20 protein-coding genes are annotated in these 25,799 nt (G+C 70.4%); 10 read left to right on the plus strand and 10 right to left on the minus strand.

Translation table 11 applies throughout. From position 1 onward, the window contains the following. The first annotated feature begins 41 nt into the window (after positions 1-41). Both VJT49_RS31720 and VJT49_RS31725 read left to right on the plus strand, forming a co-directional pair. A complete protein-coding gene (locus VJT49_RS31720; RefSeq protein ID WP_324168659.1) occupies positions 42-2,168 on the plus strand; it encodes a putative bifunctional diguanylate cyclase/phosphodiesterase in 2,127 nt (708 codons plus the stop codon). A gap of 5 nt (positions 2,169-2,173) precedes the next feature. After that, positions 2,174-2,416 carry a DUF2630 family protein gene (locus VJT49_RS31725; protein ID WP_324168661.1) on the plus strand — a complete coding sequence of 81 codons (243 nt, stop codon included), beginning with the start codon at positions 2,174-2,176 and terminating at the stop codon, positions 2,414-2,416. Positions 2,417-2,713: 297 nt separating this feature from the next. On the opposite strand, the gene VJT49_RS31730 is transcribed toward VJT49_RS31725, so the two are convergent. After that, positions 2,714-2,836: a hypothetical protein gene (locus VJT49_RS31730; protein ID WP_324168662.1), complete on the minus strand. Its 123-nt coding sequence runs from the start codon at positions 2,834-2,836 to the stop codon at positions 2,714-2,716. Positions 2,837-2,971: 135 nt separating this feature from the next. Beyond that, a complete protein-coding gene (locus VJT49_RS31735) occupies positions 2,972-4,162 on the minus strand; it encodes a cytochrome P450 (RefSeq protein WP_324168663.1) in 1,191 nt (396 codons plus the stop codon). A 115-nt stretch (positions 4,163-4,277) separates the two neighbouring features. Here VJT49_RS31735 and VJT49_RS31740 point away from each other — a divergent pair, with 115 nt between their 5' ends. The 3 genes from VJT49_RS31740 to VJT49_RS31750 all read left to right on the plus strand — a co-directional run bounded on the left by VJT49_RS31740 (position 4,278) and on the right by VJT49_RS31750 (position 7,070). Further along, a complete protein-coding gene (locus VJT49_RS31740) occupies positions 4,278-5,348 on the plus strand; it encodes a helix-turn-helix domain-containing protein (protein WP_324168713.1) in 1,071 nt (356 codons plus the stop codon). Continuing rightward, a complete protein-coding gene (locus VJT49_RS31745; RefSeq protein ID WP_324168664.1) occupies positions 5,345-5,827 on the plus strand; it encodes a hypothetical protein in 483 nt (160 codons plus the stop codon). Before VJT49_RS31740 ends, VJT49_RS31745 begins: the two co-directional genes overlap by 4 nt. A 97-nt stretch (positions 5,828-5,924) precedes the next feature. Next, positions 5,925-7,070 carry a permease gene (locus tag VJT49_RS31750; RefSeq protein WP_324168665.1) on the plus strand — a complete coding sequence of 382 codons (1,146 nt, stop codon included), beginning with the start codon at positions 5,925-5,927 and terminating at the stop codon, positions 7,068-7,070. A gap of 200 nt (positions 7,071-7,270) precedes the next feature. On the opposite strand, the gene VJT49_RS31755 is transcribed toward VJT49_RS31750, so the two are convergent. Both VJT49_RS31755 and VJT49_RS31760 read right to left on the minus strand, forming a co-directional pair. Then, positions 7,271-7,882, minus strand: coding sequence for a GNAT family N-acetyltransferase (locus tag VJT49_RS31755; protein WP_324168666.1), 612 nt, complete (start codon positions 7,880-7,882; stop codon positions 7,271-7,273). Between the two features lie 732 nt (positions 7,883-8,614). Continuing rightward, complete coding sequence (locus tag VJT49_RS31760; protein WP_324168667.1) at positions 8,615-9,157, minus strand: potassium channel family protein; 543 nt, start codon at positions 9,155-9,157, stop codon at positions 8,615-8,617. Between the two features lie 141 nt (positions 9,158-9,298). Between VJT49_RS31760 and VJT49_RS31765 the strand changes: the two genes are divergently transcribed. Then, positions 9,299-11,251: a hypothetical protein gene (locus VJT49_RS31765; protein WP_324168668.1), complete on the plus strand. Its 1,953-nt coding sequence runs from the start codon at positions 9,299-9,301 to the stop codon at positions 11,249-11,251. A 22-nt stretch (positions 11,252-11,273) separates the two neighbouring features. Continuing rightward, positions 11,274-11,603, plus strand: coding sequence for an L-rhamnose mutarotase (locus VJT49_RS31770; RefSeq protein ID WP_324168669.1), 330 nt, complete (start codon positions 11,274-11,276; stop codon positions 11,601-11,603). 339 nt (positions 11,604-11,942) lie between these two features. Here the strand turns inward: VJT49_RS31770 and VJT49_RS35525 are convergent, their stop codons facing one another. Together VJT49_RS35525 and VJT49_RS31775 are read right to left on the minus strand one after the other, a co-directional pair. Beyond that, positions 11,943-12,521 carry a GNAT family N-acetyltransferase gene (locus VJT49_RS35525; RefSeq protein WP_414636129.1) on the minus strand — a complete coding sequence of 193 codons (579 nt, stop codon included), beginning with the start codon at positions 12,519-12,521 and terminating at the stop codon, positions 11,943-11,945. Beyond that, positions 12,522-12,692: a hypothetical protein gene (locus VJT49_RS31775; RefSeq protein WP_324168670.1), complete on the minus strand. Its 171-nt coding sequence runs from the start codon at positions 12,690-12,692 to the stop codon at positions 12,522-12,524. A 49-nt stretch (positions 12,693-12,741) separates the two neighbouring features. Between VJT49_RS31775 and VJT49_RS31780 the strand changes: the two genes are divergently transcribed. Both VJT49_RS31780 and VJT49_RS31785 read left to right on the plus strand, forming a co-directional pair. Beyond that, positions 12,742-14,064, plus strand: a complete 1,323-nt coding sequence (locus tag VJT49_RS31780) for an aldehyde dehydrogenase family protein (protein WP_324168671.1) — start codon at positions 12,742-12,744, stop codon at positions 14,062-14,064. A 102-nt stretch (positions 14,065-14,166) separates the two neighbouring features. Then, a complete protein-coding gene (locus tag VJT49_RS31785; RefSeq protein WP_324168672.1) occupies positions 14,167-15,045 on the plus strand; it encodes an NADP-dependent oxidoreductase in 879 nt (292 codons plus the stop codon). Between the two features lie 15 nt (positions 15,046-15,060). On the opposite strand, the gene VJT49_RS31790 is transcribed toward VJT49_RS31785, so the two are convergent. Both VJT49_RS31790 and VJT49_RS31795 read right to left on the minus strand, forming a co-directional pair. After that, positions 15,061-17,163 carry a tetratricopeptide repeat protein gene (locus tag VJT49_RS31790; protein ID WP_324168673.1) on the minus strand — a complete coding sequence of 701 codons (2,103 nt, stop codon included), beginning with the start codon at positions 17,161-17,163 and terminating at the stop codon, positions 15,061-15,063. Between the two features lie 11 nt (positions 17,164-17,174). Then, the gene (locus VJT49_RS31795) at positions 17,175-18,359 is read right to left on the minus strand and encodes a hypothetical protein (protein WP_324168674.1); all 1,185 of its coding nucleotides are present in this window, start codon (positions 18,357-18,359) and stop codon (positions 17,175-17,177) included. Positions 18,360-18,912: 553 nt separating this feature from the next. Between VJT49_RS31795 and VJT49_RS31800 the strand changes: the two genes are divergently transcribed. Continuing rightward, positions 18,913-20,967 (plus strand): phosphocholine-specific phospholipase C, encoded by a 2,055-nt coding sequence (locus tag VJT49_RS31800; protein ID WP_324168675.1) that lies wholly within the window; start codon positions 18,913-18,915, stop codon positions 20,965-20,967. On the opposite strand, the gene VJT49_RS31805 is transcribed toward VJT49_RS31800, so the two are convergent. Further along, positions 20,954-25,276, minus strand: a complete 4,323-nt coding sequence (locus tag VJT49_RS31805; RefSeq protein ID WP_324168676.1) for an HAD-IC family P-type ATPase — start codon at positions 25,274-25,276, stop codon at positions 20,954-20,956. The two genes, VJT49_RS31800 and VJT49_RS31805, sit on opposite strands and share 14 nt — an antisense overlap. Positions 25,277-25,279: 3 nt before the next feature. Next, positions 25,280-25,699: a hypothetical protein gene (locus VJT49_RS31810; RefSeq protein WP_324168677.1), complete on the minus strand. Its 420-nt coding sequence runs from the start codon at positions 25,697-25,699 to the stop codon at positions 25,280-25,282. Positions 25,700-25,799 lie beyond the last annotated feature (100 nt).

Genomic DNA, 25,799 nt, shown 5'->3' on the forward strand with positions numbered 1-25,799 from the left:
CACCGCGTCGCCGGCCGTCGGTTTCCAGATCGGGATGACTTATGACTGCCCCTGCGGGTGACGGTTCTCCGCCGCTGTCTGGCGCCTTGATTTCGGCCGCCGAGGCCGAGCGGGGACGCTTCCTGCTCGCCCGCAAGTGGGCGTATGTGATCAGCACGACCGCCTACCTTCCGCTCACCCACGCCGAGATCGAGCAGCACCTGCTGCACCTGGTCAACCGGCTCTTCGACGCGATGCTCAGCGATCCCTTCGAGCCCGCGCCGGCGGCCAGGGTGGGCGCCCGGCTGGTGGAGATGCAGTGCGTCGGCCGGGACAGTATCCGCCGTTCGGTCGAGGTGCTCGGCAAATCGTTGCTGGATCAGCCGGAATTCGCCGGGCTCGACCGGCTCGCCGAGCGGGTCGTGGTCGTGCTGGGCGCGATGATGGCCGGATACAGCGAGACCCTCCGCCAGGTCACGCAGCGTCGCCAGGAAGGCCTGAACCAGTCGCTGCACCAGGTTTCCGAGACCACGTGGCGCACGGGGCTGATCGGCCAGGCGCGGTTCGACGAGGTGTTCGCGTCCTCGCCGAACGGAATCGCGCTCGTCGATCTCGACGGGGCGTTCCTGCGGGTCAACGAACCGCTGACCGGGATGTTCGGGCGATCGGCCGCCGAACTGGCGGACCTCACCGTGTTCGACGTCGTCGACCAGCAAAGCGCCGGGCTTCTTCGCGAGGCGTACGAGGATGTCGTCGCCGGAAATTCCGCGCGCTTTCGGCAAACCTGTCGGCTCGCGCACGGCAGCGACGACGAGGATTGGGTTTCCGTCACGGCTTCGCTGATTCGTGACTCCGATGGGCACGCCGACCATTTCGTCCTCGTGGTCGAGGCGGACAGCGAAGTGTCGCTCCTGCAGCGGCGGCTGACCCACCAGGCACTGCATGACGCGCTGACCGGTCTGCCCAACCGGCAGTTTTTCCGTACGCGGCTGGAAAGCGCTCTCAGGCAGGTCGGCCCGAAGACCGGGATCACCCTGTACCACCTGGACCTGGACGGCTTTTCCCTGACCAGCAACGGCCTCGGTCACGAGATCGGGGACCTGCTGCTCAAGACCGTCGCCGATCGGCTGAAGGCGGCGGTCGCCGACCAGGACGCGATCGTGGCCCGGCTCGGCAGCGACGAGTTCGGCATCGTGGTGACGAACACGCCCGCGACCCCGGACGTGATGTCGATGGTCGAGCGCTTCCAGAACGCGCTTTCCGAACCGGTCTACGTCGACGGCGAGCACGGTCTGGCCGCTTCCGTCAGCGTCGGTGTCGTGCACCGGCCCGCCCCCGGGACCAAGGCCACCGAGCTGCTGCGTGCCGCCGACATCACGGTTCGCCGGGCGAAATGCGGCGGCCGCGGGCAGTGGCAGCTGTTCGACCCGCCCCAGGACGTGCGGGACAAGGAGACCTTCAGGCTGGCCGCGTCCATGCCCGGCGCGTGGGAGAACGGGGAGATCGGCGTGGTCTACCGGCCGGTGGTCCGGCTGGCCGATGACCGGCAGGTCGGTGTCGAGGCCGCGCTGAGCTGGAACCACCCCGGCCACGGCAGGCTGCCACACGAGAAGTGCGTGGCGCTCGCCGAGCGGACCGGGCTGATGGTGCCGCTGGGTAAATGGCTGCTCTCCTCGGCGGGCGAACATGTCCGCTCCGGCGCCGGCGACCTGCGGCTGTCCGTCAAGCTCACCGCGGGCCAAGCCGCCGACCCCGACCTGGTCGGCGCGGTGCGCGGCATGCTCGACCAGGCCGCCTTCCGCCCGGACCGGCTCGAGCTGCTGTTTCCCACCCGGACGCTTGACGGGGAGCGCGGCGACACCATGGACAACATCATGGTGCTGGCCGACATCGGCGTCGCGACCACGGCCTACGGTTTCGGTGCGGCCGGTGACGTGGCTTTCCTGGAAGGCCTGCCGTTGCGGGCGATCCGGATCGCCCCGGAGCTCGTCGCGCGGCGGGCGGCCAGGCAGGGCGCGGACCACGTGATCGACCGGGTGCTGCGGAGCATGGTCGAGATCTGCCACCGATCCGATGTGCAAGTGAGTGTCGACGGCGTCGACACCCCTGAACAGGCCGGGTTCTGGCGGGAAATCGGCGCGGACGTCGCGCTGGGCAAGGCGTTCGCCGCGTGGCCGAGCGTAGGTTGAGCGGCATGGCCGACAAGGACATCATCGCCGACATCGACGAGCTGATCGCCGAGGAGCACCGGCTGCGGTCCCGCGCCGTGGGCGGCGGGCTCAGCGACGTCGAGCAGGCGCGGATCCGGCACCTGGAGGAGCAACTGGACCAGTGCTGGGACCTGCTCCGGCGGCGCCGGGCCCGGCGCGAATTCGGCGAGGACCCGGACGGCGCGGATGCCCGGCCCGTCCGCGAGATCGAGTCCTATCAGCAGTGACGTTGGCTCCGGGTCGGCGCGTCCCGGAGGCCTCGGTGGTTTCGAAGGCGCGGATCCGCGCGAGGAGTTCGTCCTCCTTCTCGGGATCGTCGAGCCGGCGGACGCGAGTTCGGCGCGGTAGACAAGGGCTTCGACACGGTTGGTAACGGGTCTCCAGCCCGCCCAATCCTCGACACCGAACCCCGAGATGTTCGACGAACGCGATCGCGGGCCGGCGGCCCACAAACTGAGTCGCGAGCCACGACGGGAGCTTCTGCTTGAACACCAGCGAGGACACGTCGGTGCCCGCCGGAGCCACTACGCGAGATGAGCCTTCCGTTCAGCCGACACCCAGGACAGGAACTCGCCCAGCTCCTCATCCGTGTCGAAGATGCCCTCACCCGCCGGCTCGATCGGCCGGACGCGCTTGCCTTCCAGCAACGCTTCCAGCAGGGCCGGACCAGCCGGTCCCTCGTGCGAGGGCTGTTCCGCGTTACTCGTCGTCGTTACTCGTCGTCACGGTCCACCTCCCTCGCTCCCGTGCCTGCGTTACTGATCTTGCCGTGAACGCACACCTCATCGGAGGGTCACGGGCAGTTCGGTGAGCCGCCAGGTGCCGGGGTCGGGGGCGCGCACGTCCTCGGCGGGAGTCGCGAGCGACAGGCTGGGGAACCGGCGCAGGATGGCGGTGAGCGCGACTTCCGTCTGCACGCGGGCCAGGGACGCGCCGAGGCAGAAGTGCGGGCCGTGGCCGAAGCCGAGATGACCCGCTGACGCGTTGCCGCGGGTGAGGTCGAGCCGGCCGGGTTCGGTGAAGGCGCGCGGGTCGCGATTGACGGCGGCGACCGCGGCGGTGATCGGCTCACCCTTGTGCACAAGTGTGCCGTGGAGTTCGACGTCCTCCTCCGCATAGCGCGGGATCGTCAGCAAGGTCGGACCGCACCAGCGAATCAGCTCGTCGACGGCCTGGGGCGGGCCTCCGGCGCCCACGCGCAGGGCGGCGAGTTGCTCCGGGTGGGACAGCAGGGCGGCCACGGAGTTGGCGATGAGGTTCGTTGGCGTCTGTCCCGCGATGACCAGGTGGAAGACCATCGTGACCAGTTCGTCGTCGCTGAGCCGGTCGCCGTCCTCGTGGGCGCGGATGAGATCGGTGAGCAGGTCGTCGGCCGGCTCGGCCCGACGGCTCGCGATGGCGGCCTTGGCGTCGTCGACGATGCCCGGCACCGCTTCGGCGAAACCCGGGCCCGAACCCGCGACGACCGTGGCGCCGTACTCCCGCCAGCGCGGGCGGTCCGCCTCCGGAATGCCGACGAGCTCACAGATCACGTCCATCGGCAACGGCCGGGCGAAATGCCGCAGCAGGTCCACGGTTCCGTGCCCGGCGTGGCCGGCCAGGCCGTCGAGGAGGTCGTCCACGATCGGCTCGATCCGCGGCCGGAACTCGGCGGCCCGGCGCGGTGTGAACGCCGGTGCCACAAGTTTGCGCAGCCGCCGGTGGCCGGATCCCTCCATTTCGGACATCGTGCGCAGGTAGGGCAGGTACTCCCCGGGCACGTCCGGCCGGAGGAAACTGGCGCCGCGCAGCCCGAACCGCGGGTCGCTCAGCATCGCCCTGGCGTCCTCGTGCCGGGTGACGACCCAGACCGGGCCCATGCCTGGTATCCGGATCCGGGCCAGCGGCGAGGCCTCGCGCACCCGCCCGTAGGCGGCGAAGGGGTCGCGCAGCACTTCGGCGCCGGTCAGGTCGATCTCGGGGATGTCGGCCATGGAGTCCTCCGAAATTCAGATGATGTGAACAGATGATGCAATCATACGAATGCGGCCGGCACTTCTGGCGACGCGGGGTGCCGATATCTTGATGACGACCGAGCGGAGGAGGACGATGGCCCGGCTGACCAGGGCGGAGATGCAGGAGTGCAACCGCGCGAAGGTGCTGGCCGCCGCCCGGGACGAGTTCGCCGAACGCGGCTTCCGGGAGGCCAAGATCGACGCGATCGCCGAGCGTGCCGAGCTCACCCGTGGCGCGGTCTACTCGAACTTCCCGGGTAAGCGCGCCCTCTACTTCGCGGTCCTGGCCGACCTCGCCGAGCGGGCACCCGGGGCGCCGCACCCCGAGCGAGGCCGCAGCGTCCGGGACGCCCTCGGCGCGTTCGCCCGCGCCTGGGTCGCCCGGTTGCCGGTGAGCGAACGCGACCGGCTCGGCCGGGACGTTATCCCGGAGATCCTCGCCGACGAACGGGTGAGACGCCCTTTCACACAGCTGATGAAGCTGGACGCGCTGCTGCTCGCGCTGGCGTTGGAGCACTTGGAGCCGCCGGAAACGCCCGCCGGGGCGCCACCCGGCCGGCTGGTGCGCCTGGCCCGAACCGTGCTCACGACCCTGCACGGGGCGAGCCAGTTGGCCGCGGCCGCGCCGGGTTTCGTCGAACCGTTCGATGTCGTCAGCGCCTGCGAACAGCTCGCCGGGCTTGCGTTCAACGACTTCTGGGCTCCCCCCGCCGCCGTTCCCCCGGTACAACCGGTGGGCCGGCCGTGGGCTCCGCCGCGCGAGATCGACATGGCGCGTGCCGAATTCGCGCGGCCGGGTCACGACGGTGTGGTGGCCGTCCTCGGCCTGCACCGGCTCGCCGCCGTGGAACAGGCCGTCCGTGCCGGGGCCGAGGTCACCGCCGTCCTGGTCACCAGTGATCCGGGCGAGTTCGCGCCACTGGCCCGCCTGGCCGTCGCCGAGTTTTTTGGCTGTCTGCGGCAGGCCGTACCGCCGTCGGCATGGCCGCGCGTGCAAATCGTGTGTGACTCCTCGGGCGCCTTCTCCGCGGCGGCGGGCGTGCTCGCGGTCAGCGACGAAACCGAGGCGGCCGTCCGCGTCGAAGGCGGCCATGTCGTCGCGCGCGCGGAAGGCCAGGGCGCCTGCCACGCGGTCGCGGCGGGCCTGCACACGAACAGCCGATGAGTTTCTGCTCCGGCTGGTCCATGCAGGGGGGCAGTGGGCGAGCCGTGGGGTACCGGATGTGGTTCAGCGCGCTGGGCACCATCGGAATGCGGGAGGCGGGCAGGCCGGTGGACATCGGGCCCGCCAGGCGGCGCGCCATCCTGGCCGTGCTGCTCGTGCACCTCGGCCATCCGGTTTCGCCGGACGGGCTGATCGACCGCGTCTGGGTGAATCACCTCCGGCCAGCGCGCGCGGTGTGGTCTATCTCGCCCGGCTGCGGTGAGCGCTGGCAAAGGCCGGACATCCGGTGCTGGAACGTGCGTTCGGCGGGTACCCGCTGGACATCGCGCCCGACCTGGTCGACCTGCGTCCGGTGCGGGTGCGCAGCTGTCGGTCGCACTCGTCCTGAACGCGTGGGCCACGGGTGCCGAGCGTGGTCCGTTCTGGTCAACAGTTCGTCGCTGGGTGGCACGCACGTCTCGTTGCTCCTGACGCCATGAATCATTTCCGTGATCACGGGAATACGCGTGACAGCCGCGGCGCTGAGCGGTACCGTCGTGTTCTTAATACCCCTTAGGGGTATTGGAGGTGGTCGGAATGGCCGAGATCGGCCGTGCGCTCGCGCTGGCGGGATCGATGACCTGGGAGGTCCTCTGGGCGTTGATCATCGGATTCGCGCTCTCCGCGGTGGTTCAGTCGGTCGTCAGGAAGTCGACGATCGTACGGTTGCTGGGCGACGACCGGCCACGCACGCTCGCCGTCGCGACCGGACTGGGGGCGGCGTCCTCGTCCTGCTCCTACGCGGCGGTGGCGCTGGCGCGGTCGTTGTTCCGGAAGGGCGCGAACTTCATCGCGGCGATGGCCTTCGAGATCAGCTCCACGAACCTGGTGGTCGAACTCGGCATCATCATGGCCCTGCTGCTGGGCTGGCAGTTCACCGCCGCGGAGTTCATCGGCGGGCCGCTGATGATCGTGGGCGTGGCCCTGCTGTTCCGGCTGTTCGTCCGGCGACGGCTGCTCGACGACGCCCGCGTGCAGGCACAGCGTGGGCTGGCCGGGTCGATGGAGGGCCACGCGGCGATGGACATGTCGGTCCGGCGAGCGGGATCGTTCTGGCGGCGGCTGCTTTCCGGTGACGGGTTCACGTCGGTCTCGCACGTGTTCGTCATGGAGTGGGCCGCGATCCTGCGGGACCTGGTCATCGGCCTGCTCATCGCCGGCGCCGTCGGTGCCTGGGTGCCGGAGGAGTTCTGGCGGGCGTTCTTCTTCACCGACCACCCGGTGCTGTCCGCGCTGTGGGGACCGATCGTCGGCCCGATCGTGTCGATCCTGTCGTTCGTCTGCTCGATCGGCAACGTGCCGCTGGCGGCGGTGCTGTGGAACGGCGGGATCAGCTTCGGCGGCGTGCTCGCGTTCATCTTCGCCGACCTGATCATCCTGCCGATCCTCAACATCTACCGGAAGTACTACGGCACCCGCATGGCGCTCGTGATCTTCGGCGTCTTCTACCTCGCGATGGTGGTCGCGGGCTACCTCGTCGAGCTGGTGTTCGGCGTCACCGGTCTCATCCCGGCGGAGCGTTCCGCGAAGGTGCTGGAGGCGAGCGTCTCGTGGAACTACACGACCTGGCTCAACATCGTGTTCCTCGCGCTGGCCGCCGTGCTCGTCGTGCGGTTCGTGCGCACCGGTGGGGTGGCGATGCTGCGCATGATGGGTGGCTCGCCCGAACATCACCATTCGTGACGGGCCGTGCTTTCCCGGTTTTCCCCGGCCCCGCGAGTCCCACGTCGGCGGTGCGCGAGTCCCGCACTCGGGTGCCGCGGAAGGGCGACTCGGGTGTCGCGAAAAGGCGACTCGGGTGTCGTGGAGGGGCGACTCGGGTGTCGTGGAAGGGCGACTCGCGGGTTCAGCGGGCGGTCGGGACCGACGGCGGTGTGTCGGCGCTACATGTCGGAACAGTAGCCGGGGCGGCCGACTTCGCCGGGGAAATCGATCGCGGCCCAGAACGCCCGGGCTTCGACCGTGTCCGGTAGGGCGGCCGTGGACCAGCGGTAGCGAGTCGCCGGGGCCCGCGCCAGCGCCGCCGCGACCAGCACCCGGCCGTAGCCGAGGCGCCGGAAGCTGACCGGCGCCTCGGCCACCTCGACCCGCGTGATGACGGCCCGCCGGCAAGGTCCGCACGCCGCCAGGTGCACCTCACCGGTCACGCGCGTGTTCAGCCGCAGCTCGATCCGGCCGATGCCGCCCCGCCGCGAGGGCGGAAACACGACCAGGGCCAGCCCGCGCACCGGCGCGGCGTCCGCCGGATACTGGCTGGTCGGGTTGATCAGGCACCAGGTTGCCGGGCCGTTCCCCAACGCCGCGCATACGCGGCAGGTGACGTCGGGAAGGTCGTAGAAATGGGACCAGCCGTTCCCGGCGCCGCCGATCCGGAGCTGGTGCCCGCGCGGGCAGCACCGGGGAACCTGCGCGCTGCCGCTGCCCACGGCGGGCCGGACCGGCACCGCGTGCCCGAACTCGCCCTGAGAAACAGACAAACCACCCCTATCGATCACGTGTTCGATTATGGTCCACGGTAGTCGGCGTGTGATCCTCCAGCAGGGGGAGTGTGACGAGTCACGGTATCTGTCGGTATCTGTCACCGGATTTGGTTGCGCTGGTAGCGCGTCGTCGTCGAGGGAGCGTTCGAGGTGGGGCGAACGGCAACGGCGGATCCGGACCGGACGAGCGCGTCAGGCCCGCCCGGATCCGCACATCGGCGAACCCGATCCCCGCGGTCGTGACGCGGACCGGCACGTCGCCGGGGCCTGGCTCCGGATCAGGCAGCCGGTCCACTTGCGGCACCTCTGGTGGACCGTAGTCACGAAACCTGACGACACGCATGCGGTGCCCCTTCGCATCTCGATGACAGGAAACAGGCGCCAGGAGCGCGCCCGCGGCCGCGAAGGTATCCATGAAAAACTGGCTACTTTCGAAGGTATCTGACTACCGTAGGAATACCGATGGACACACTCGACCCCGACATGTTCCATCCGGCCTGCCCCCAGCAGCGTCATGCCGATCAGGATCGGCGACAAATGGTCAGCCATGACCTCGATCTCACTGGTCAGGCCCGACGGCCCGGCCGGCTGGTGCCACCACTTCCTCCATTCCACGAGGCGGCCGAAGTCACCGCGATGATGCGGGGCGGGCTGACGCCGGTGGCCGTCCACGGCACCGAGGGAGGGCGCGGGAATCGTTCGATCCCCGGACCTCGACCGGCATGGTCGTCATCGCGACCGGAGAACTCATTCCGGCGGATGGGGATGCTGCCGGCCCTGCTGAACCGCGTTGACGATGACCTTCAGCACCACGCCCAGCACGAGCAGATCACCGACCATCTGGAAGGTGACCAGGACGCGGGCGGTCGTGGTGACCGGCGTGATGTCACCGAAGCCGACCGTGGCGAACACCGTCACCACGAAATAGAGCGCGTCGGTCCGGGTGAGCCCTTCGCTGAAGCTGCCCGGCCTGCCCAGCGACAGCAGGTAGTAGACGTCGGCGAAGACCAGCAGGAAGAGCGGCACGACGATGGCCAGGGCCTGGACGCCCTGCAGGAGGGGATGCCGCGACCGCACGATCACCATCACCTGCCACACCACCACCGCCACCACCAGGCACAAACCGCCGACCAGCAGCACGAGCGTCCACACGTCCAGCTGCCGGTCGACCGGGAGCACGTAGTACAACAGCACCAGCACCGCCACCGTCAGCATCGGGCGCAACACGGCGAGCACCAGGAAACGCCTGCGCTGCACCGAGGTGTACCCGCTCAGGATCGGTCGCGCCACAAGGGATAGCGTCGAAGCCGGGGTGCGCGCCCGGCACCACCCGAAGAAGGTGAGTCGCGGCTGCGGGTACCGCGGAAGTTTACCGGGGTTTCCAACCGGAACGGGAAGTCTTCACGTACCGGAACCGGTACCGTGCGGTGGGTGGATGGTCGCAAGCGGTTGCTGCTCGGCGTGCCTGCGGTGGTGGCCGTGGTCGCCGGCGTGGTCACGTTCCTCGTCTGGCCGTCCGGCGGGAATTCGGGAGGGAAGACCCACGCTCCATGGAGCGTGCCCGCGGCGCCGCCGCCGACCCGGGCCGCCCTGCCCGTCGTGGACACCAGCGCCGGGAACCGGCGGGCGCCGATCCCTGGCCTGCCCGACTGGTCGAAGGCCGGGTACCGGCAGGGCGCGGGGCTGCCGACTGAGCAGGACCTCAACCCGGATCCGAAATGCCGAGTCACGCCGGCCGTGACGCCCAACGACGACCGTGACGACACCGGCGCGCTGCAGGCGGCCATCGACCGGATCAAGAAGGACTGCTCGCCGTCGGCGTCCTACACCAGGTTGTCGCTGATCACCCTGCCGGCCGGGGTGCTCGACGTGACTCGGCAGCTCAGCGTCGACGCCGACTACCTGATCATTCGCGGTGCCGGTGCGGATCCGGCCACCGGCACCCGGCTGGTCTTTCACCCCGACGACAACACGCGGTACGACAAGCTCACCCAGGACGGGAGCACCTGGGACCCCGACGGGATGGACTCCGGTGACGGCAGCGGCGGGTGGCTGTGGCCGGGGCGGGCCCTGTTCCGGGTCCAGTCGCGTGAGGTCGACCCCGGCTACCGCGAGGACTACGAGTCCGCGCCGGCGAACCGGAAGGACATCTTCGAAGGCTCCGTCAACGTGCACTGGAAGGCCGGCGTGAAGCTGCGGGAAAAGCCGGGCGGCGCGGGTTTCTCGGCGCGGACCGGGGACACCGTGGTCTACCTGGCCAAGGCCGGCATGAAGAACTTCAAGGTGGGCGGCAACGTCACCATCAGGGCGGCGAACACCATGGAGTTCTACCGTCGGCAGCAGGCGTTACCCACGGACCAGAAACTGCAGAACCTGCACATGCGCCAGCAGATCTTCGGCATCGCCGCGGTGGACGAGGACGCGCACACCATCACGCTCGACAAGCCGTTGGAGTTCGACGTGCCGGTCGACTCCACCTCGGACGGCTCGGCGCCGATCGACGGGAAGACCTACGATTCGAAGGCCTCGCCGCTGGTGGATCCCGTGGTCGGGGTCGGGCTGGAGAACTTCCACCTCAGCGAGGACGTTCCGGGCCTCGATGCCGCCCAGGCGGTCCACAACTACGGCAACATGTCGCCGGCCGACGCCCTGAACGGCATTGTCTTCAAGTGGGCGGTCGACTGCTGGGTGCGCGGGATCGCCACCTACCTGACCGGGTCGCATCCGATCGCCACCGAGGAAGCCAAGAACATCGAGATCTCGCACAACAACTTCAACGGCTCGTGGAACAAGGGCAAGGGCGGCAACGGTTACCTGCGCGGCTCCCGGGTGTGGGATTCCCTCTACGTCGGCAACGTGTCTCGCAACCTGCGGCACTTCACGTTCCAGTGGTCCGCCTCGGACAACGTGGTGATCGGCAACGACTTCGACGCCGATCTCAACCTCCACGGCGGCTGGGAGCGGCGCAACCTGTTCGAGCGGAACACCGTCCGGGTGCCCGCCGGTCACCGGCCGGGGAACTGCCGCACGAACTGCGGCGACGAGGGTGGTTCGGACGGTCCCGACGACTCCGCCTGGTACCCGATCTGGTGGGGTGCGGGGCAGAAGGCGGTGAAATGGTCGGGGGCGACCGGGCCGCAGAACGTCTTCTTCGACAACACGATGTCCAAGCAACTCGTCGACGGCGGTCCCTACGCCGACTTCTACCCGGATCACCACACCGTGTACCAGTTCGGCTGGGCTGGCTCGGCCTACCATCACCTCAGCGCCGGAGGCCGGCCGATCGCGGACTGGGCGGGCCACGAGCAGGCCGACTTCACGCACGGCGACGGGGTGGACGCTTCCCGCTCCGATCCGGCGGCCTCGTTGTTCTTGAACAACTAAAGATCCGATGTATCGTCTGCGCATGCCCGAGATCGCACTCCACACCGTCCTGGCCCCCGGCCGGGAGGCCGACTACGAGGCCATTCACGGGACAGTCCCCGCGGACGCCGCCGCGGCGCTGGCGGAAAACGGCGTGAAGGATTGGCGGATCTGGCGCGACGGCCGGCATCTGTTCCACCTGATCGACGTCGAGGACTACCGCGCGATGCGCCAAGCTCTTCGTGACCACCCCGCGAACATCCGATGGCAGGCGACGGTCGGGCCGATGCACGCCCGGGCGGACGACTACTCCGGCGAGGACGACGGCATTCCGTTGCTGTGGAGCCTGGCGGAGCAGTCGCGGCGCCGCTGATGTGTCGGCGACACCTCCACCGCCAGCACGATACGGCCGTCCGCCGACCTCGGTAACCGTTGTGCCGCCACATGGTTCCCGTAAACGCGCGTGTCCGTTCACCGCGTCGTAGAGGGTGCCACGCCACGATCGGCATCCTGCGCACGTCGACCACACCCAGCCGTATCGCCAGGACGGACCGACCGGCGAGGACAACGGCCACTGCCGCGGGCACCACCGCGTGGAGCAGAGTCCTTTTTGGACAGTAACCCAAACCCCGACGGCGGCACCACCTGGACCTCCGACCTCGCCAGGTCCAGGCGTATGACGCCGTAATCGACGCGTGCAACGCGGCGAGCCTCACGGCGAACGTGGTCGAGCCCGGCCGCCGGTTATCCACATCGGACGGCCGGGACCGGCGGACGCCGGTCCCGGCCCCAAGATCCATGTCATGCCGGGACTACCTTCGTGAAGGCGATGGTGCGGGCATCCGGCCGGAATCCCATGCTCCGGTAGCGGGGAACGGCCGCCGGGTGGTCCGGATGGCCCTGCACGGGATACAGATCGCCCTCGTGGCGCGCCGGTCGCGCGCAGAGCGTGCAGGGCCGCCAGGCACACCGCGCGGCTCAGGCCCTTGCGCCGGAACCGTGGGTCCGTGCCGACCGGCTCCAACTCCCCGACCCGGTTCCGTTCGTCCAGCCAGATCAGGCAATTGGCCACGAGACTGCCGTCGGGAGTTTTCACGACCCAGTCCAGATCAGCACGACAGGGCCAGGCGGCCATCACGTCGCGATAGCTGCCGGTGGTGACCCGGGAAGGGTGCCAGGCTGCCCGGTGCACGGCTACCCGACCAGGCAAATCCTCCTCGCTTCGAATCGGTCGCGCCCGGTATCCCGCCGGCAACGCCGGTTGCGGCAGGTCGGTCAGCGGACGCGACATCTAGCTGTGGAACCAAGGGCGGTTCTGGCGCATGAATCCGTGCCGTTCCAGTGCGGCGATCAGATGCGTCTCCGTGTCCAGAACGGTCACTGCCCGCTGAGCGGTCTGCGCGACCCCGGAAAACCACGCGAGTACCGCGTCGGCGATGGCGGTGGGCTGCCGGATCGCCAACCCGTTTTCCGCAGGTGTCGATCGAGTTCGGCCGGGTACTCGTCGGTACATGACAGACCTGATCGAGCGCGATGTGCCGGTGGCGGCCGAAGGAGAGGCCGGCGATGCGGTCATGGCCGCCCGCCGGGTGTTCCCCGGCTGGACTCGCACACCGGCGGGCGAACGGGCCTCGGCTTTGCGTGCCGCCGCCGCCGAGTTGCGCGAGCGTGCCGGCGAGCTGGCCGAACTGAACAATCGCGAGACCGGCAAGCTGGTCGAGGACGGTGTGGGCGGCGTGCTGGCGGGCGCTGGAACGCTGGAGCAGTACGCGGAGCTCGGGCCGGTGCACCGGGGGCGCACTCTCCGGGGTGACTGGGGCGCGACGGACCTGATGGTGCCCGAACCGCGTGGGGTGGTGGTCGCGCTGACGCCGTGGAACGACCCGGTCGCGGTCGCCTGCGGGCTGCTCGGGGCCGCGCTGGCCACCGGCAACGTGGTGATCCACAAGCCCAGCGAACGCTGCCCGCGAACGGGGCAGGCGCTCACCGGCATCCTCGCCCGGCACCTGCCGCCCGGCGTGTTGCGCTGGGTCCCGGGCGACGGCCGGACCGGGACGAAGCTGGCGGCGCACCCGGACGTGGACGTGGTCGCACACGTCGGCAGCACCGCCACCGGCCGTTCGATCGCGGTGGCCACGGCGCGTACCGGGGCGAAGGCACTGCTGGAGAACGGCGGGAACGACCCGCTGATCGTGGACGCCGGCGTCGACCCTCGGTGGGCCGCCGGGCAGGCCGCCCAGGGGGCTTTCGCCAACGCCGGCCAGATCTGCGTGTCCGTGGAACGGATCTACGTGCATCGCGATCTCGCGCCGGAATTCCTGGCCGCACTGACCGGCGAGGCCCGCAAGCGCCCGGACGAGGTGCCGATGCCCCCGCTGGTGGACCGCCGCCAGCGCGATCAGGTGCACGAGCACGTCGTCGACGCGTTGGACAAGGGCGCGGAGCTGCTCACCGGCGGGGAAGTCCCGGACGAAGGTCCTTTCTACCCGGCGACGGTCCTCACCGGCTGCACGCCGTGGATGCGGGTGATGCGGGAGGAGACGTTCGGCCCGGTCGCGCCGGTTCGTGTGGTCGAGGACTTCGATCAGGCGTTGCGCGAGGCCTGCGACGACCGTTACGGGCTGGCCGCGACCGTGCTGACCGACTCGATGGAACACGCCCAGCGTGCGTGGCGCGAGCTGCCGGTCGGCACCGTGAAGGTCAATGCGGTGTTCGGCGGCGCGCCGGGCGGTGCGGCGCAGCCGCGCAAGGCCAGCGGCGACGGTTTCGGCTATGGCCCCGAACTGCTGGACGAGATGACCAGGATGAAAATCGTGCACCTGAATGCCCGCTAACGGAATATCGCGGGACGGGAGCCGGTTGTCAGCGGCATGGCTATCGCAGTTGTTGCCACCGGTTTTGGTGGACCAGAGAATTTGTCCGTTGTGGAGCGCGAGGTGCCGGCCCCCGGCACCGGGCAGGTGGTGATTCAGGTCAGGGCGGCCGGGGTGAACCCGATCGACTACAAGCGCTACAGCGGCGCTTTCGGCAGCGATCCCGCGATGCTGCCGATGCCGGTGGGGCTCGAGGTCGCCGGAGTGATCACCGCGGTCGGGGAAGAGGCGGCCGGGCCGGCGGGTCCGCTGGCCGTCGGAGACGAGGTCGTCGCCTTTTCGGTGACCGGCGGTTACGCGACCGAGGTCGTCGCGGACGCGGCGGTGGTGGTGCCGAAACCGCCGGAGGTGTCCTGGGAGACGGCGTCCGGACTGCTTCTCGCGGGCGGCACGGCGGTGCACGGCCTGACGCTGCTCAACGTGGGGGAGGGTGACACGCTCGTGGTACACGGGGCGTCCGGTGCGGTCGGTTTCATCGCGGTACAGCTGGCGGTCGCGGCGGGCGCCACGGTGCTCGGCACCGCGAGCGAAAGCCGTCATGAGCTGCTGCGTGAGCATGGCGCGGTGCCCGTCGCCTACGGCCCCGGCCTGCTCGAACGCCTGCGCGAGGCCGCGCCGTCCGGAGTGGACGCCGTGTTCGACGCGGTGGGCACGGACGAGGCCATCGACGCGTCACTGGAACTGGTGCCGGACCCCAAGAAGATCGTTTCGGCGGTCGCGTTCGGCCGTGGTGACACGGGCATCCAGCTGATCGGGGGCGGCCCGGGCGGCGATCCCGGGACCGAGATCCGGGCTCAGGCGTGGCAGCGGTTGTTGCCGCTGGCCGCGCAGGGACGGCTGGAGATCCCGATCTCGCGTACGTTCGGGCTGGCGGAAGCGGCCGAGGCGCACCGGCTGGTCGCCGGCGGCCACCCCGGCGGAAAGGTCGTTCTCCTGCCCTGACCATCCGGGAGCCGATCACGATCCGAGGGTGGCGGCCGTCGTGTGGCGCAGGCAGGTTTCGTGGGCTTCGGCGATTTCCGGGTCGCCGGGGGACAGTTCGCGGGCGATCTTCAGATCGGCGAGCGCCTGGTCCCACTGGCCCTTGTGCTGATAGGCGAACGCCCGGTTGTAGCGCAGGAGCGGATCGCCGGGCGCCAGGTCGACCGCGTGCCGCAGATCGGTGAGGGCGAGGTCGGCCTCGCCGAGCCGGCAGGCCAGCGCGGCGCGGCCGGAGAGCGCGGGAATCAGGTCCGGATCTACGGCGAGTGCCCGGTCGAAAGCGGCACTCGCCGCGGGATATTCCTCGTGCTCGACGTGAATCTGGCCGATGACCACGTGCAGGTGCGGATTGTCCTGATCACGCGCCAGCCCCGCCTCGGCATCGCGTGCGGCGTCCGCCAGGTCACCGAGGTCGAGGTGAAGACCGGCGCGGTTGACGTAGGCATCGACGAAATCCGGGTCCAGGTCCAGCGTGTAACCGAAATCGGCGAGCGCGCCGTCGATGTCGCCGAGTTCGAGGCGGAGGTCGCCGCGGTTGTAATACGCCTCGGGAAACGGCGGTGACAGGCGAATCGCGTCGTCGTAGTCCGCCAACGCGTCTTCGTTCCGGCCGAGCCGGCGAAGGAGGGCGGCCCGGTCGAAATAGTACTCGGCGTAGTTCGGGTCCATGGCGATGACCGCCGTGTAATCCGCGAGGGCGTGGTCGAGCCGGCCGAGCGAGGCGTGGACCTGCGCCCGGTTGACCCGCAGCACCGAGCGGTGCAGGGCGTATTCGCCGGCATCCAGGTCCTCGTCGAGCCGCTCGAGGCCGTCGTCGAGCAGCCGCAGCGCTTCGGCCGGGTTGCCCTCGTGGACCTCGATCAAGGCCAGCCCGTTGCGGTTGAACGCACTGTGGAACGCGCGTTGCTTGCGGTCCGGCAGCAGGTTCGCGATGGCGATGGACTGGTTGGACCAGGCACGCGCCGCCTCGTGGTCTCGGCGATCTTCGTCGAGGTGGCGCGTGTAGATCATCGCGGTGGCGTACGCGGCCTGCATGTGGACCCCCGGAGAGGTGCTGAGCCTGCGCGCCTCGTCGTAGAGAGAAAGCGCTTCCTCAGGCCGCCCGAGCGCGGCCAGCGCGGTGGTCGTCTTCGTGGTGAAGGTCCACCACCGCTCCTCGTCCGTCCGCTGGCCGGCCAGGGCCCGGCCGCGGCGGCCGAAATCGACGACCGCGTGGTAGAAACCCAGGTCCAGGCAGGTGTTCAGGGCGTCCAGCAGTGCCCGCACTCCGGTGCCCGCCCGGTCGCTGCCGCGTTCGCGGTGGTAGGGAACGGCGCCGAGGCGGAGCGAGGGCTCAGCGAGCGTCTCCAGTTCGGCGGCGCGCTCGTCGTGCAGCCGCGCCCGGTCTTTCGTCGCCAGCCGCTCATAGGCCGCGACGACCGCCGGGTCGTCGCTCGTGCCGTCCCCGCATACGTATTCCCGCGCCAGGTCGAGGGCGGTCAGGCCGGGGCCCGCCGATACGGCATCCACCGGGACACAGTGGGCTTCCAGCTCAGCGTGGAGCGGCACGGCGACCGGACCCGGAGGTTCGGTGAGGGGGCCGGTTCCGGTGGTCACCACGACCGTCAGCAGAGCCGGATCGAGCCGCCGGACTCCGACGGCGAGGAATTCGCGATCGGTGGGATCGGCTTCGTGGGCGTCGTCGACGATCAGCGCGTGACCGCCGCCCAGGACGCGCAGGTAACCGGTGAGGAAGTCGATCAGTCCGTGGGTGATCCGCAGGGTGCGCAGCCGGGAGTGGAACCGGGTGCGTTCGGACGGGACGGCCAGCGAAGTCAGCGTTTCGCGTGTCGCGGGCACCACGCCCCGCAACTCCGGTGTGGTCGCCAGGATCTCCACGTTGTGCCGCGCGACCAGATCGGGACAGCGGTCGAGCGCGTCGGGCACGATCGCGCGCAGCAGCGTGCCGACCGCCGTGTAGGGGCCACGGAGCCGGCGATGGGCCGGCACGACCGCCAGCGTGGGCGGCACGGCCAACGCGGATCGCCCGGCGACCCGCTCGGCCCGGCGGGAAGCGCGAATCCAGCGGTGTGCGGGCATGGTTTCCTCCCTCAGGCGAGAACATGCTGGAACGGGGTGGCCTCGCGGCGGCGCCGGCGGTCCCGCAGCACGAGCACGGCGATGACGACGAACTGCGCCACGTTGAGCCCGACGAACACCGCCGAGTCGAGCAGCCCGGCGAATCCCGTACCGCTGCCGGTGAAGCGGCTCAGCACGCCCGACAGGAAGCGGTAGGCGATCGGCAGCACGGAGACTCCGAAAACCGCCCAGGTCGCCAGGTACCCGGCGAGCATGAGCCAGGCGTACCACCGGGCCACCCGGCGGTCGGTGGGATGCCACCGCGACTCGTCCAGCGGCGGCCTGCCGAGCAGCCGCCGGAAAGCGTTGCGCAGCACGCCCTTGGCCGCGGTGTGGAGATCCACGCAGCCCAGTACGGTGGTGAACAGCACGTACAGATCGGTGCGCAGGTAGAAGAAGAACTGCCAGGCCAGGCGCAGCAGCGTCAGGTAGGCCAGTGCCAGGCACACGCCGCGGGCCGGGGCGCTCGCCGCGGCGATCAGGGTCAGCAGGGCCACCACGAGCACGTCGGCCAGCATTCCGGCCAGGATCGGCAGGATCCGTTTCCGGTGGGGGACCATCACCAGACCGTCGAGCGAGGTCTCGAACACGATGTAGTACAGGCGGCGGCCGACGGACAACCGCGAGGCCAGGCCGAGGCGGCGGCCCGCCAGCGCGTGGAAGGACTCGTGCACGAGCAGTAGCGGAAACTGGCCGAGAAACAGGACCAGTTCGATCACCGTGTAGGAATCGGTGAAGAAGACGTGCCGGAAGTGCGGGACGAGTCGCGGTGACTTCGCCATGGCGACGATCCCGCCCGCCACGAGCAGCCCGTAACAGATCCAGGCGGGCAAGGAAAACATCGCCCGGCCGGATCGTTGCCACCGCACGGATTTCTCCGCCTGCTCCGCTGATTCCGCGTCGGCGCGCACGAAACCCAGTTCTTCGAGCGCGCCGAGCAGGTCGCCGATGTCGAGGTCCTCACCGTAGGTTTCGGCATACCAGCCGGCCGCCGCCCGCGGGGTCATGCCCTCCTCGAGCCTGCGCACCACGGCCGCGCCGTCGGCCGGAAGCACCGCGTAGGAGTCGATTTCCGGCCTGCCGACGGTCACCTCGCCGTCACTGTCCAAATAGGCCAGTGGGTACAGGTGCACCGGCCGGTCGAGTACGTCGTCCACGTCGCGGTCCTTGGCGGTAGGCGAGGCGGGGGCCGGGGCCGATCGGGCGTCCCGGCCCCTCGCCGGAAACGGATTGTCAGGCGTTGGCGACGCAGGACGCGTACAGCGCGTGCGCCGCGCTGGTCAGCCGCACCGGCCCGACCTTGCGAACCTTCATCTTCTTCATTTTCTTCATGGTTCACTCCTTGGGAGTCAGTTGGGTTTTCCGCACACCGAGTACAGCGCGTGGGCGGCACTGGTCAGCCGCACCGGTCCCGCCTTGCGGACCTTGATCTTCTTCACCCCGAAAACCTCCCTTCCGGTGTCCACCCACCCCCTTGCCCGGGTGGCGTGCATCCGAGTCTGGCCCGGCGGGCACGCCGGAACCATCGTGATACCGCGAAAATTCGCGGCCGGCCGCCACCTTCGTTTGGTGAGGGTGCGCAAGAGGGGGACCAGCGGCGTTAACGAGAGATTCCCCGGGTGTTTCCCGGCCGACGGCGGAGCCTTCTCGATCTGTCGCACATACTGTCTCCGCACTTCGCCGCACCTCGAACACCTTGAAGGCAGGCCCATGACGCACGTCAACCGCAGGCGTTTCCTGCACCTGGCCGGTGGCACGGCCGCCACGTCCATGCTCTCGGCCAGCATCGCCCGTGCCGCGGAAATCCCGGCATCCCGCCGGACCGGAACGTTGCGGGACGTGGAGCACATCGTGGTGCTCATGCAGGAGAACCGGTCGTTCGACCACTATTTCGGCACCCTGCGCGGGGTGCGCGGGTTCGGCGACCCCCGGCCGGTCACGCTGCCCAGCGGCAAGCCGGTCTGGTACCAGCCGGACGGCACGAAGGACGTCCTGCCGTTCCGGCCCGACGCGGACAACCTGGGCCTGCAGTTCATTCAGGACCTCCCGCACGGCTGGAACGACACGCACGCCGCGTGGAATCAGGGCAACTACGACAAGTGGGTGCCCGCCAAGGGCTCCACCACCATGGCGTACCTCACGCGCGAGGACATCCCGTTCCACTACGCACTGGCCGACGCCTTCACGATCTGCGACGCCTACCACTGCTCGTTCATGGGTTCCACCGACCCGAACCGCTACTACATGTGGACGGGCTACACCGGCAACGACGGCGCCGGCGGCGGCCCGGTCCTCGGCAACGACGAGGCCGGCTACTCCTGGACCACCTATCCGGAACGGCTCGAGCAGGCCGGGGTTTCCTGGAAGATCTACCAGGACATCGGCGACGGCCTGGACGCCGCCGGATCGTGGGGCTGGATCCCCGACGCCTACCGGGGCAACTACGGCGACAACTCGCTGTTGTACTTCAGGCAGTACCAGGACGCCAAGCCCGGAAATCCGTTGTACGACAAGGCGCGCACGGGCACGAACGCCCAGCAGGGGGACGGGTTCTTCGACGTCTTCGCCGCCGACGTGCGGGCGGGCAAGCTCCCGCAGGTGTCCTGGATCGTTGCCCCGGAAGCGTTCTGCGAGCACCCGAACTGGCCGGTCAACTACGGCGCCTGGTACATCGCTCAGGTGCTGAACGCGCTCACCGCCAACCCGGCCGTGTGGAGCAAAACGGCGCTGTTCATCACCTACGACGAGAACGACGGGTTCTTCGACCACGTCGTCCCGCCCTACCCGGCGGCGGGCAAAGGAAAGTCCACAGTAGACATCTCCGCGGAACTGTTCGCGGGCTCCGCCGCGCATCCCACCGGCCCGTACGGTCTCGGCCAGCGGGTGCCGATGCTGGTGGTTTCGCCGTGGAGCACGGGCGGGTTCGTCTGTTCCGAGGTCTTCGACCACACCTCGATCATCCGGTTCGTCGAGCGGCGTTTCGGCGTGCACGAGCCGAACATCTCGCCGTGGCGGCGGACCGTCTGCGGTGACCTCACCTCGGCGTTCGACTTCGGCCGCACGGACAGCGCTTTCCCAGTACTGCCGGACACCTCCGGCTACCTGCCGCCGGACCACAACCGTCACCCCGACTACGTGCCCACGGTGCCGGCGGAACCCGCACTGCCCAAGCAGGAGACTGGCCTGCGCCCGGCTCGCCCGCTTCCCTACGACCTGGCGGCCGACGCGGTGGTCGCGGACGGGAAACTGGTGCTCACCTTCGTCAGCTACGGCAAGGCCGGTGCGAACTTCCACGTGACCTCCCGGTCCAATGCGGACGGACCGTGGACCTACACCGTGCAATCCGGACAGAGCCTGTCCGGCGAGCTGAGCCTGGGCGGCGCGCGGGTGTACGACTTCAGCGTGCACGGGCCCAACGGCCTGGTGCGTCAGTTCACGGGAAGTGCCGCCGGCCCCGAGGTGACCGCCCGGCACGACGGCGCGGGGCAGGTGCGGCTGGTCCTGTCCAACGGGGGCAAGGTCGTCGTCCGGCTCACCGTCACCGACGACTACCGCGCCGAGCGGCCCAAGACGTTCGTGCTCCCCCCGGGCGCGCGCGTGGTCTACGCGGTGTCCGGGCGGAACAGCAACAACTGGTACGACGTCTCGGTGACCTCCGACTCGGATCCCGCGTTCCTGCGGCGCCTGGCCGGCCACGTGGAAACGGGCTGTGCGAGCACCAGCGACCCGGCGTTTTCCGCCAAGGACGCGATCACTTACGGATGAGCCGCCAAAGCAGTTCCGCGGCGGCGGCCCCGGCGCCGGCACCCGCGACGATCGCCCACTGGTGAGGCAGGAGCGGCCGGCAGCCGAAGAACTGGCTCAGCCCGGGCGTCTGGATCACGGCCGCGAGAGCGAGCAGTGAGCCGAGCCCCGACGCGACGACCAGCGGGGTCCGGCCACGGACCGCAATGGTCTGAGCCAGTTGCCCGCCGACGAGCGCGGCGAGCGCGGCGGTGCCGGCCTGGCCCGGCGTGGACACCGGCCGGGCCAGCAGCCAGGCGGCCGTGGCCGCGCCCGCGGTGATCGCGGCGCGCCGGTAGACCTCCCGCAGCAGCGCGCCGCCCAGGGAGGTCTCGGGCCCCTCGGCGAGCAGTTCGCCGGGGGTCACGTCCGGCGGCGGGCGCACGGCGACGGCCATCGCGGGCAGGACGTCGGTGAGCAGGTTGACCAGCAGCAACTGGCGGGCGTTGAGCGCGTCAGCGGTGCCGGACAGGCCCGAGATCAGGGTGAAAGCGATTTCTCCCAGATTGCCGCCGAGCAGGATGCCGACCGCGTCGCGGACCGACGACCACATCGCGCGGCCTTCCAGCAGCGCGGCGGTGATCGTCTCGATCCGGTCGTCGGTGACGACGAGGTCGGCGGCCTCGCGGGCGGCCGGGGTGGCCCGGCTGCCCAGCGCGATCCCCACATGCGCGAGCCGGATGGCGGGTGCGTCGTTGGCGCCGTCCCCCGTCATCGCGACGACGCGGCCCCGCTCGCGCAGTTTCCGCACCAGGTCCGCCTTCTGGGCCGGGCTGACCCGGGCGAAGACGGCGGTGCGGGGGAGTTCGGCGTCGAGTTGTTCGTCGGCGAGCGCTTCCAGCTGGGCTCCGGTCAGGATTCGCCGTCCGTTGATCATGTCGAGTTCGGCCCCGATCGCGGCCGCGGTGCTGGGATGGTCGCCGGTCACCATCATCACCTCGACCCCGGCCTGCTGGAGCTGGGTGATCGCTTCGGCGGCGGTGGGCCGGATCGGGTCGGCGAGGGCGACCAGGCCACGGAAGTCGAGGCGATGGATGCGCTCGTCGTCGAGGCCGGGCCGCTCCGAGGCGGTGCGTTCGGCGACCGCGAGGACCCGGTAGCCCCGGTTGGCCAGTCGCTCGAATTCGGCTTCCACCTGACGCCGCGCGTCCGCGTCGAAGGGCCGGTCGCGCCAGCTCGTGCACCGGGTGAGCACGACCTCGGGCGCTCCTTTGACACTGAGCAGGAATTTGCCGGAATACCGCGTCAGCGTGGCGTGATAACCGCGGGCGGGCTCGAACGCGATCTCGGCGATCCATTCGAGATCGTCCGGCGTGACGCCGACCGATTCGGCGCCGTCGAGCACCGCGCGATCGGTGGGATGGGGCACGCCGGAGTCACTGTCGTGCCACGGGCTGGCCCGCACGGCGGCCGCCAGCACCTCGCGCAGCCCGGGCGTGAGGTCCGAGATCTTTTCGTCGCCAAGCCCGTCGGACACCCGGCGCAGCGCGATCCGGCCTTCGGTCAGGGTTCCGGTCTTGTCGAAGCAGAGCACGTCGACCCGGCCGAGCGCTTCGATCGTGCTGGCCCTGCGGACCAGCACGCCGTGCCGCGACAGGCGCCGGGCGGAGGCGAGTTCGGCGACCGTGGCGACGAACGGCAGCCCCTCGGGGACGGCCGCGACGGCCAGGCCGACCGAACGGCCGAGTGCCTGGCTGATTCCCCGCCCGCGCAACAGGTCCAGGCCCAGCAACGCGGATCCGGCACCGAAGGCCACCGGCAGGGTCCGGCCGGCCAGCGTGCTCAGCCGCGTTTCGACACCCGTCTTGGGCGCTTCTCCGCCGGTCCGCGCGCTACGCCCGGCCTCGGTGCGTGATCCGGTCGCCACCACGAGGGCGAGCGCGCGACCGGCGGCGATCACGGTGCCCTGATAGACCATGGACGACCGGTCGGCGATCTCGGCCGCGGTGGTGGCGCGTACCGTCTTGGTCACCAGCTGGGATTCGCCGGTGAGGCTGGACTCGTCGACCTCCAGTCCGGTGGCCTCCAGCAACCGGGCGTCCGCCGGCACCGCGTCGCCCGCGCGCAGTTCGATCACGTCACCCGGGACGAGTTCGCCGGAGCGTGCCCGGCGCACCGTTCCCAGACGCCGCACCCGCACCGGAACCGAGGCGATCTCCAGCAACCGCCGCAACTCCCGGTAGGCGCCGACCCGCTGCGCCCCGCCGATCAGCGCGTTCATCACGAGCACGCCGGTGATCAGCGCCGCGTCGCTGATCGATCCCACGCTGGCGGAAATGCCCGCGCCCGCCGCGAGCGCGGGCGTCAGCGGGTTCGCCATCTCCTCGGCCGAGGCCCGGGCCAGGCCGGTCTCGGTGACGTCCTCATCGTCGGTCACCCCGCGATGACGGCGTGCCGACTCGTCGTCGGCCAGCCCGGCGCGTGAGCTGGACAGCAGGTGCAACACGGAGCGCGGCGACATTTCGTGCCAGGGCGTGCGTTCCACGGGTTGCGGGGCCGGCCGGGTGCCCGCGGTGACACCGCGCCAGGTACCGACGGCCAGCGCCAGTACCGTCGCGCCGAAGACCGGCACCGAGGTTCGCGCGATGGCACCCCGCGCCGGGCCGAGACCGCCGAGCAGCGCGCCGACCAGGGAGCCCGCCACCGAGATCCGGGTGACGTCGGTGCTGGTCCTGCGGGCGATGACGGTCGCCGTGAGCAGCAGGCAGGCCTGTCCGATGCCGGCGCACGCGACATCGGCGCCCCACGGCAGCGCACCGGCGCGGCCGAAGAGGCCGAGCCCGGCATCGGCCGCCGCCAGCGCGGCACGGTCAATGCGGCTGACCACCGCCACGACCCGGCCTTCGGTCTGCAGCCGGCGAACCTCGTCAGCCAGCCCGCGGTCGCCGGTCAGGACGCCGTCGACCGGAAGCCGCCTGTCCAGCCCGGCGCGAGCGCCGCCGAGCAGCACCGAGCCCGCCTGCCGGGCCGCTTCGAGGAGCGCGTCGGCCAGCGGATCGATCTCCGGCGCCACCCGGAGCAGGCCGACCGGAGTGGATTCGCGGGACAGGGCGAGGACCACGGTGTCCGGTTCGGACAGTCGGCCGGCGCGGCGGCGAACCTCGGCGGGCAGTGTGGCGCCGGCGACGGCGACGCTCCAGCCGTCGTGTTCGCGGCGGGTCGTCGGCCGCCGCGGATCCACCAGGTCGTGGGCGCGCTGGGACAACTCGGCCGCGTCGGGTGCCTCGCCCGGGGGTCCTAGTGGCTCGACGGCGTCCAGCATGTGCCGCCCGGTCAGGAGGACGCCAGGGTCGAGCACCACCGTGTCGACGCGATCCAGCCGCCGCAGGACCTCGGGTTCGAGGACCAGGTTGCCCGCCCGCGCGAAATCGGTGTCGAGCCGGGCGGCGAAGGCCTCACGCCCGAGTCTCGCTGCCCGCGGGACGCCGGCCAGCAGCATCGCCGTCGCGCGCTCGGCGTTGCGGCTCGCCGCCAGCACCGTCCCCGACGCGGCCAGGGCGAGGGCCGCCGAGGAGCCCGACAATTTTTCGATGGGGCCGCCGGGAAGTCCCGCCGGGCGCGGCGGATAGTCCATGGGGCCGGCTTCGTGCAGGCCCGGCCGGTCGGCGACCGCGCTTTCCCAGCGTTGCCAGACCTGTTGGCGCGCCACGGCCTCCCGGTGCATCAGCAGCCGGTGGCCCGCCTCGGCCAGCAGCCCCATCGGCCGCCGCGCCAGTGCCTGACCGGCCGGGCCGGCCACCGCGAACAGCGCTTCGGTCGCGGCGGGACCCAGCCACCGCTTGACCAGTCCCCGCAACTGGGGCGACGAGTCGATCAGGGACACCAGCGTCGGCCAGACGACCGGCAGGGGGCGCCCGGGCAGTGCCCTTCCGGCGAAGGCGTATCCGGCGCCGGCCAGGCTCAGGCCCGCTCCGGCCAGTTGCCGCAGCGCAGGCGCCCGGTTCGCCGGATGCGTGGCGCCGGCGGGTGCCTGCCCGCGCAGGTCGAAGTCCCGCTCGACCTCCGCCACCACGGCGAGAATCGTGGCCTGGCCGGCCATGTCCGGATCACGCCGGACGACCGCGCGTCCCCAGTGCCCATTGATCTCCACGGCCCGTACCCCGTCGAGCGCGAGCAGTCGCTGGCGCAGCGCGGCCGCCGCCTCGTCGGTGCCGGGCCGGTGCACACCGCGGACCTCGACATGCAGCCGGTCGTCGCGCGCCCACACCCGGCGGCCGCCAACGATCGAACTCAGCGTGCCGGCGAGGGGCGTGGCCAACCGGGCGGCGGCGTCGAGTAGGCCGGAGAGCATCCTCTAGCGCCGCGAGGCGCCTTCGCGTGCTTTCTCGCCGGACTCGGCCTCCCGCTCGCGCTGTTCGCCGCGGCCGCGTCCCATCAGCGCCGTGCCGACGCCGATCGCGGCCGCTACCGGCCACTCGATCACCTCGAACGCGGCCAGTGTCGCCAGGCCGCCGTAGTACAGGGTGTCCCGCGCCGACGGCAGGTAGGAACGTGCGGTCTGCGCCGCCGCCGCGACCTCTCCCCGCCCGACGGGCATGGACGGCATGCGCATGCGCGGGGCGCGGAACTGGGCGGTGACGAACGGCAGGTTGACGGTCGCGGTGCGCCTGCCTTCGTGCTCCGCGGCCCGCGTCTCTTCGGTCGTCGGACGCTGCTCTTCCTCTTGCGTCGGCTCGTCACGGCGGGCCTGGGTCCGCGGAGACTTGGTGGGCATCGTCGCTCCCTCCTCAGTGACTCGCGACCTCTAATGCTACGTTCGGTCGAATATCAACTGAACTGTTTGTTGCAACCGTGTTAGGTCCGTTCGGCCCGAT

Source organism: Amycolatopsis sp. (assembly GCF_035276945.1).
In the GTDB taxonomy this organism is placed as follows: Bacteria; Actinomycetota; Actinomycetes; order Mycobacteriales; family Pseudonocardiaceae; genus Amycolatopsis_E.

Bases quoted from the DNA above. Each gene is read 5' to 3' on its own strand.
- VJT49_RS31805 (WP_324168676.1), bottom strand. From the start codon at position 25,276: ATGCTCTCCGGCCTACTCGACGCCGCCGCCCGGTTGGCCACGCCCCTC.
- VJT49_RS31780 (WP_324168671.1), top strand. From the start codon at position 12,742: ATGACAGACCTGATCGAGCGCGATGTGCCGGTGGCGGCCGAAGGAGAG.
- VJT49_RS31725 (WP_324168661.1), top strand. From the start codon at position 2,174: ATGGCCGACAAGGACATCATCGCCGACATCGACGAGCTGATCGCCGAG.
- VJT49_RS31740 (WP_324168713.1), top strand. From the start codon at position 4,278: ATGGCCCGGCTGACCAGGGCGGAGATGCAGGAGTGCAACCGCGCGAAG.
- VJT49_RS31810 (WP_324168677.1), bottom strand. From the start codon at position 25,699: ATGCCCACCAAGTCTCCGCGGACCCAGGCCCGCCGTGACGAGCCGACG.
- VJT49_RS31720 (WP_324168659.1), top strand. From the start codon at position 42: ATGACTGCCCCTGCGGGTGACGGTTCTCCGCCGCTGTCTGGCGCCTTG.
- VJT49_RS31750 (WP_324168665.1), top strand. From the start codon at position 5,925: ATGGCCGAGATCGGCCGTGCGCTCGCGCTGGCGGGATCGATGACCTGG.
- VJT49_RS31745 (WP_324168664.1), top strand. From the start codon at position 5,345: ATGAGTTTCTGCTCCGGCTGGTCCATGCAGGGGGGCAGTGGGCGAGCC.
- VJT49_RS31800 (WP_324168675.1), top strand. From the start codon at position 18,913: ATGACGCACGTCAACCGCAGGCGTTTCCTGCACCTGGCCGGTGGCACG.
- VJT49_RS35525 (WP_414636129.1), bottom strand. From the start codon at position 12,521: ATGTCGCGTCCGCTGACCGACCTGCCGCAACCGGCGTTGCCGGCGGGA.
- VJT49_RS31790 (WP_324168673.1), bottom strand. From the start codon at position 17,163: ATGCCCGCACACCGCTGGATTCGCGCTTCCCGCCGGGCCGAGCGGGTC.
- VJT49_RS31770 (WP_324168669.1), top strand. From the start codon at position 11,274: ATGCCCGAGATCGCACTCCACACCGTCCTGGCCCCCGGCCGGGAGGCC.
- VJT49_RS31735 (WP_324168663.1), bottom strand. From the start codon at position 4,162: ATGGCCGACATCCCCGAGATCGACCTGACCGGCGCCGAAGTGCTGCGC.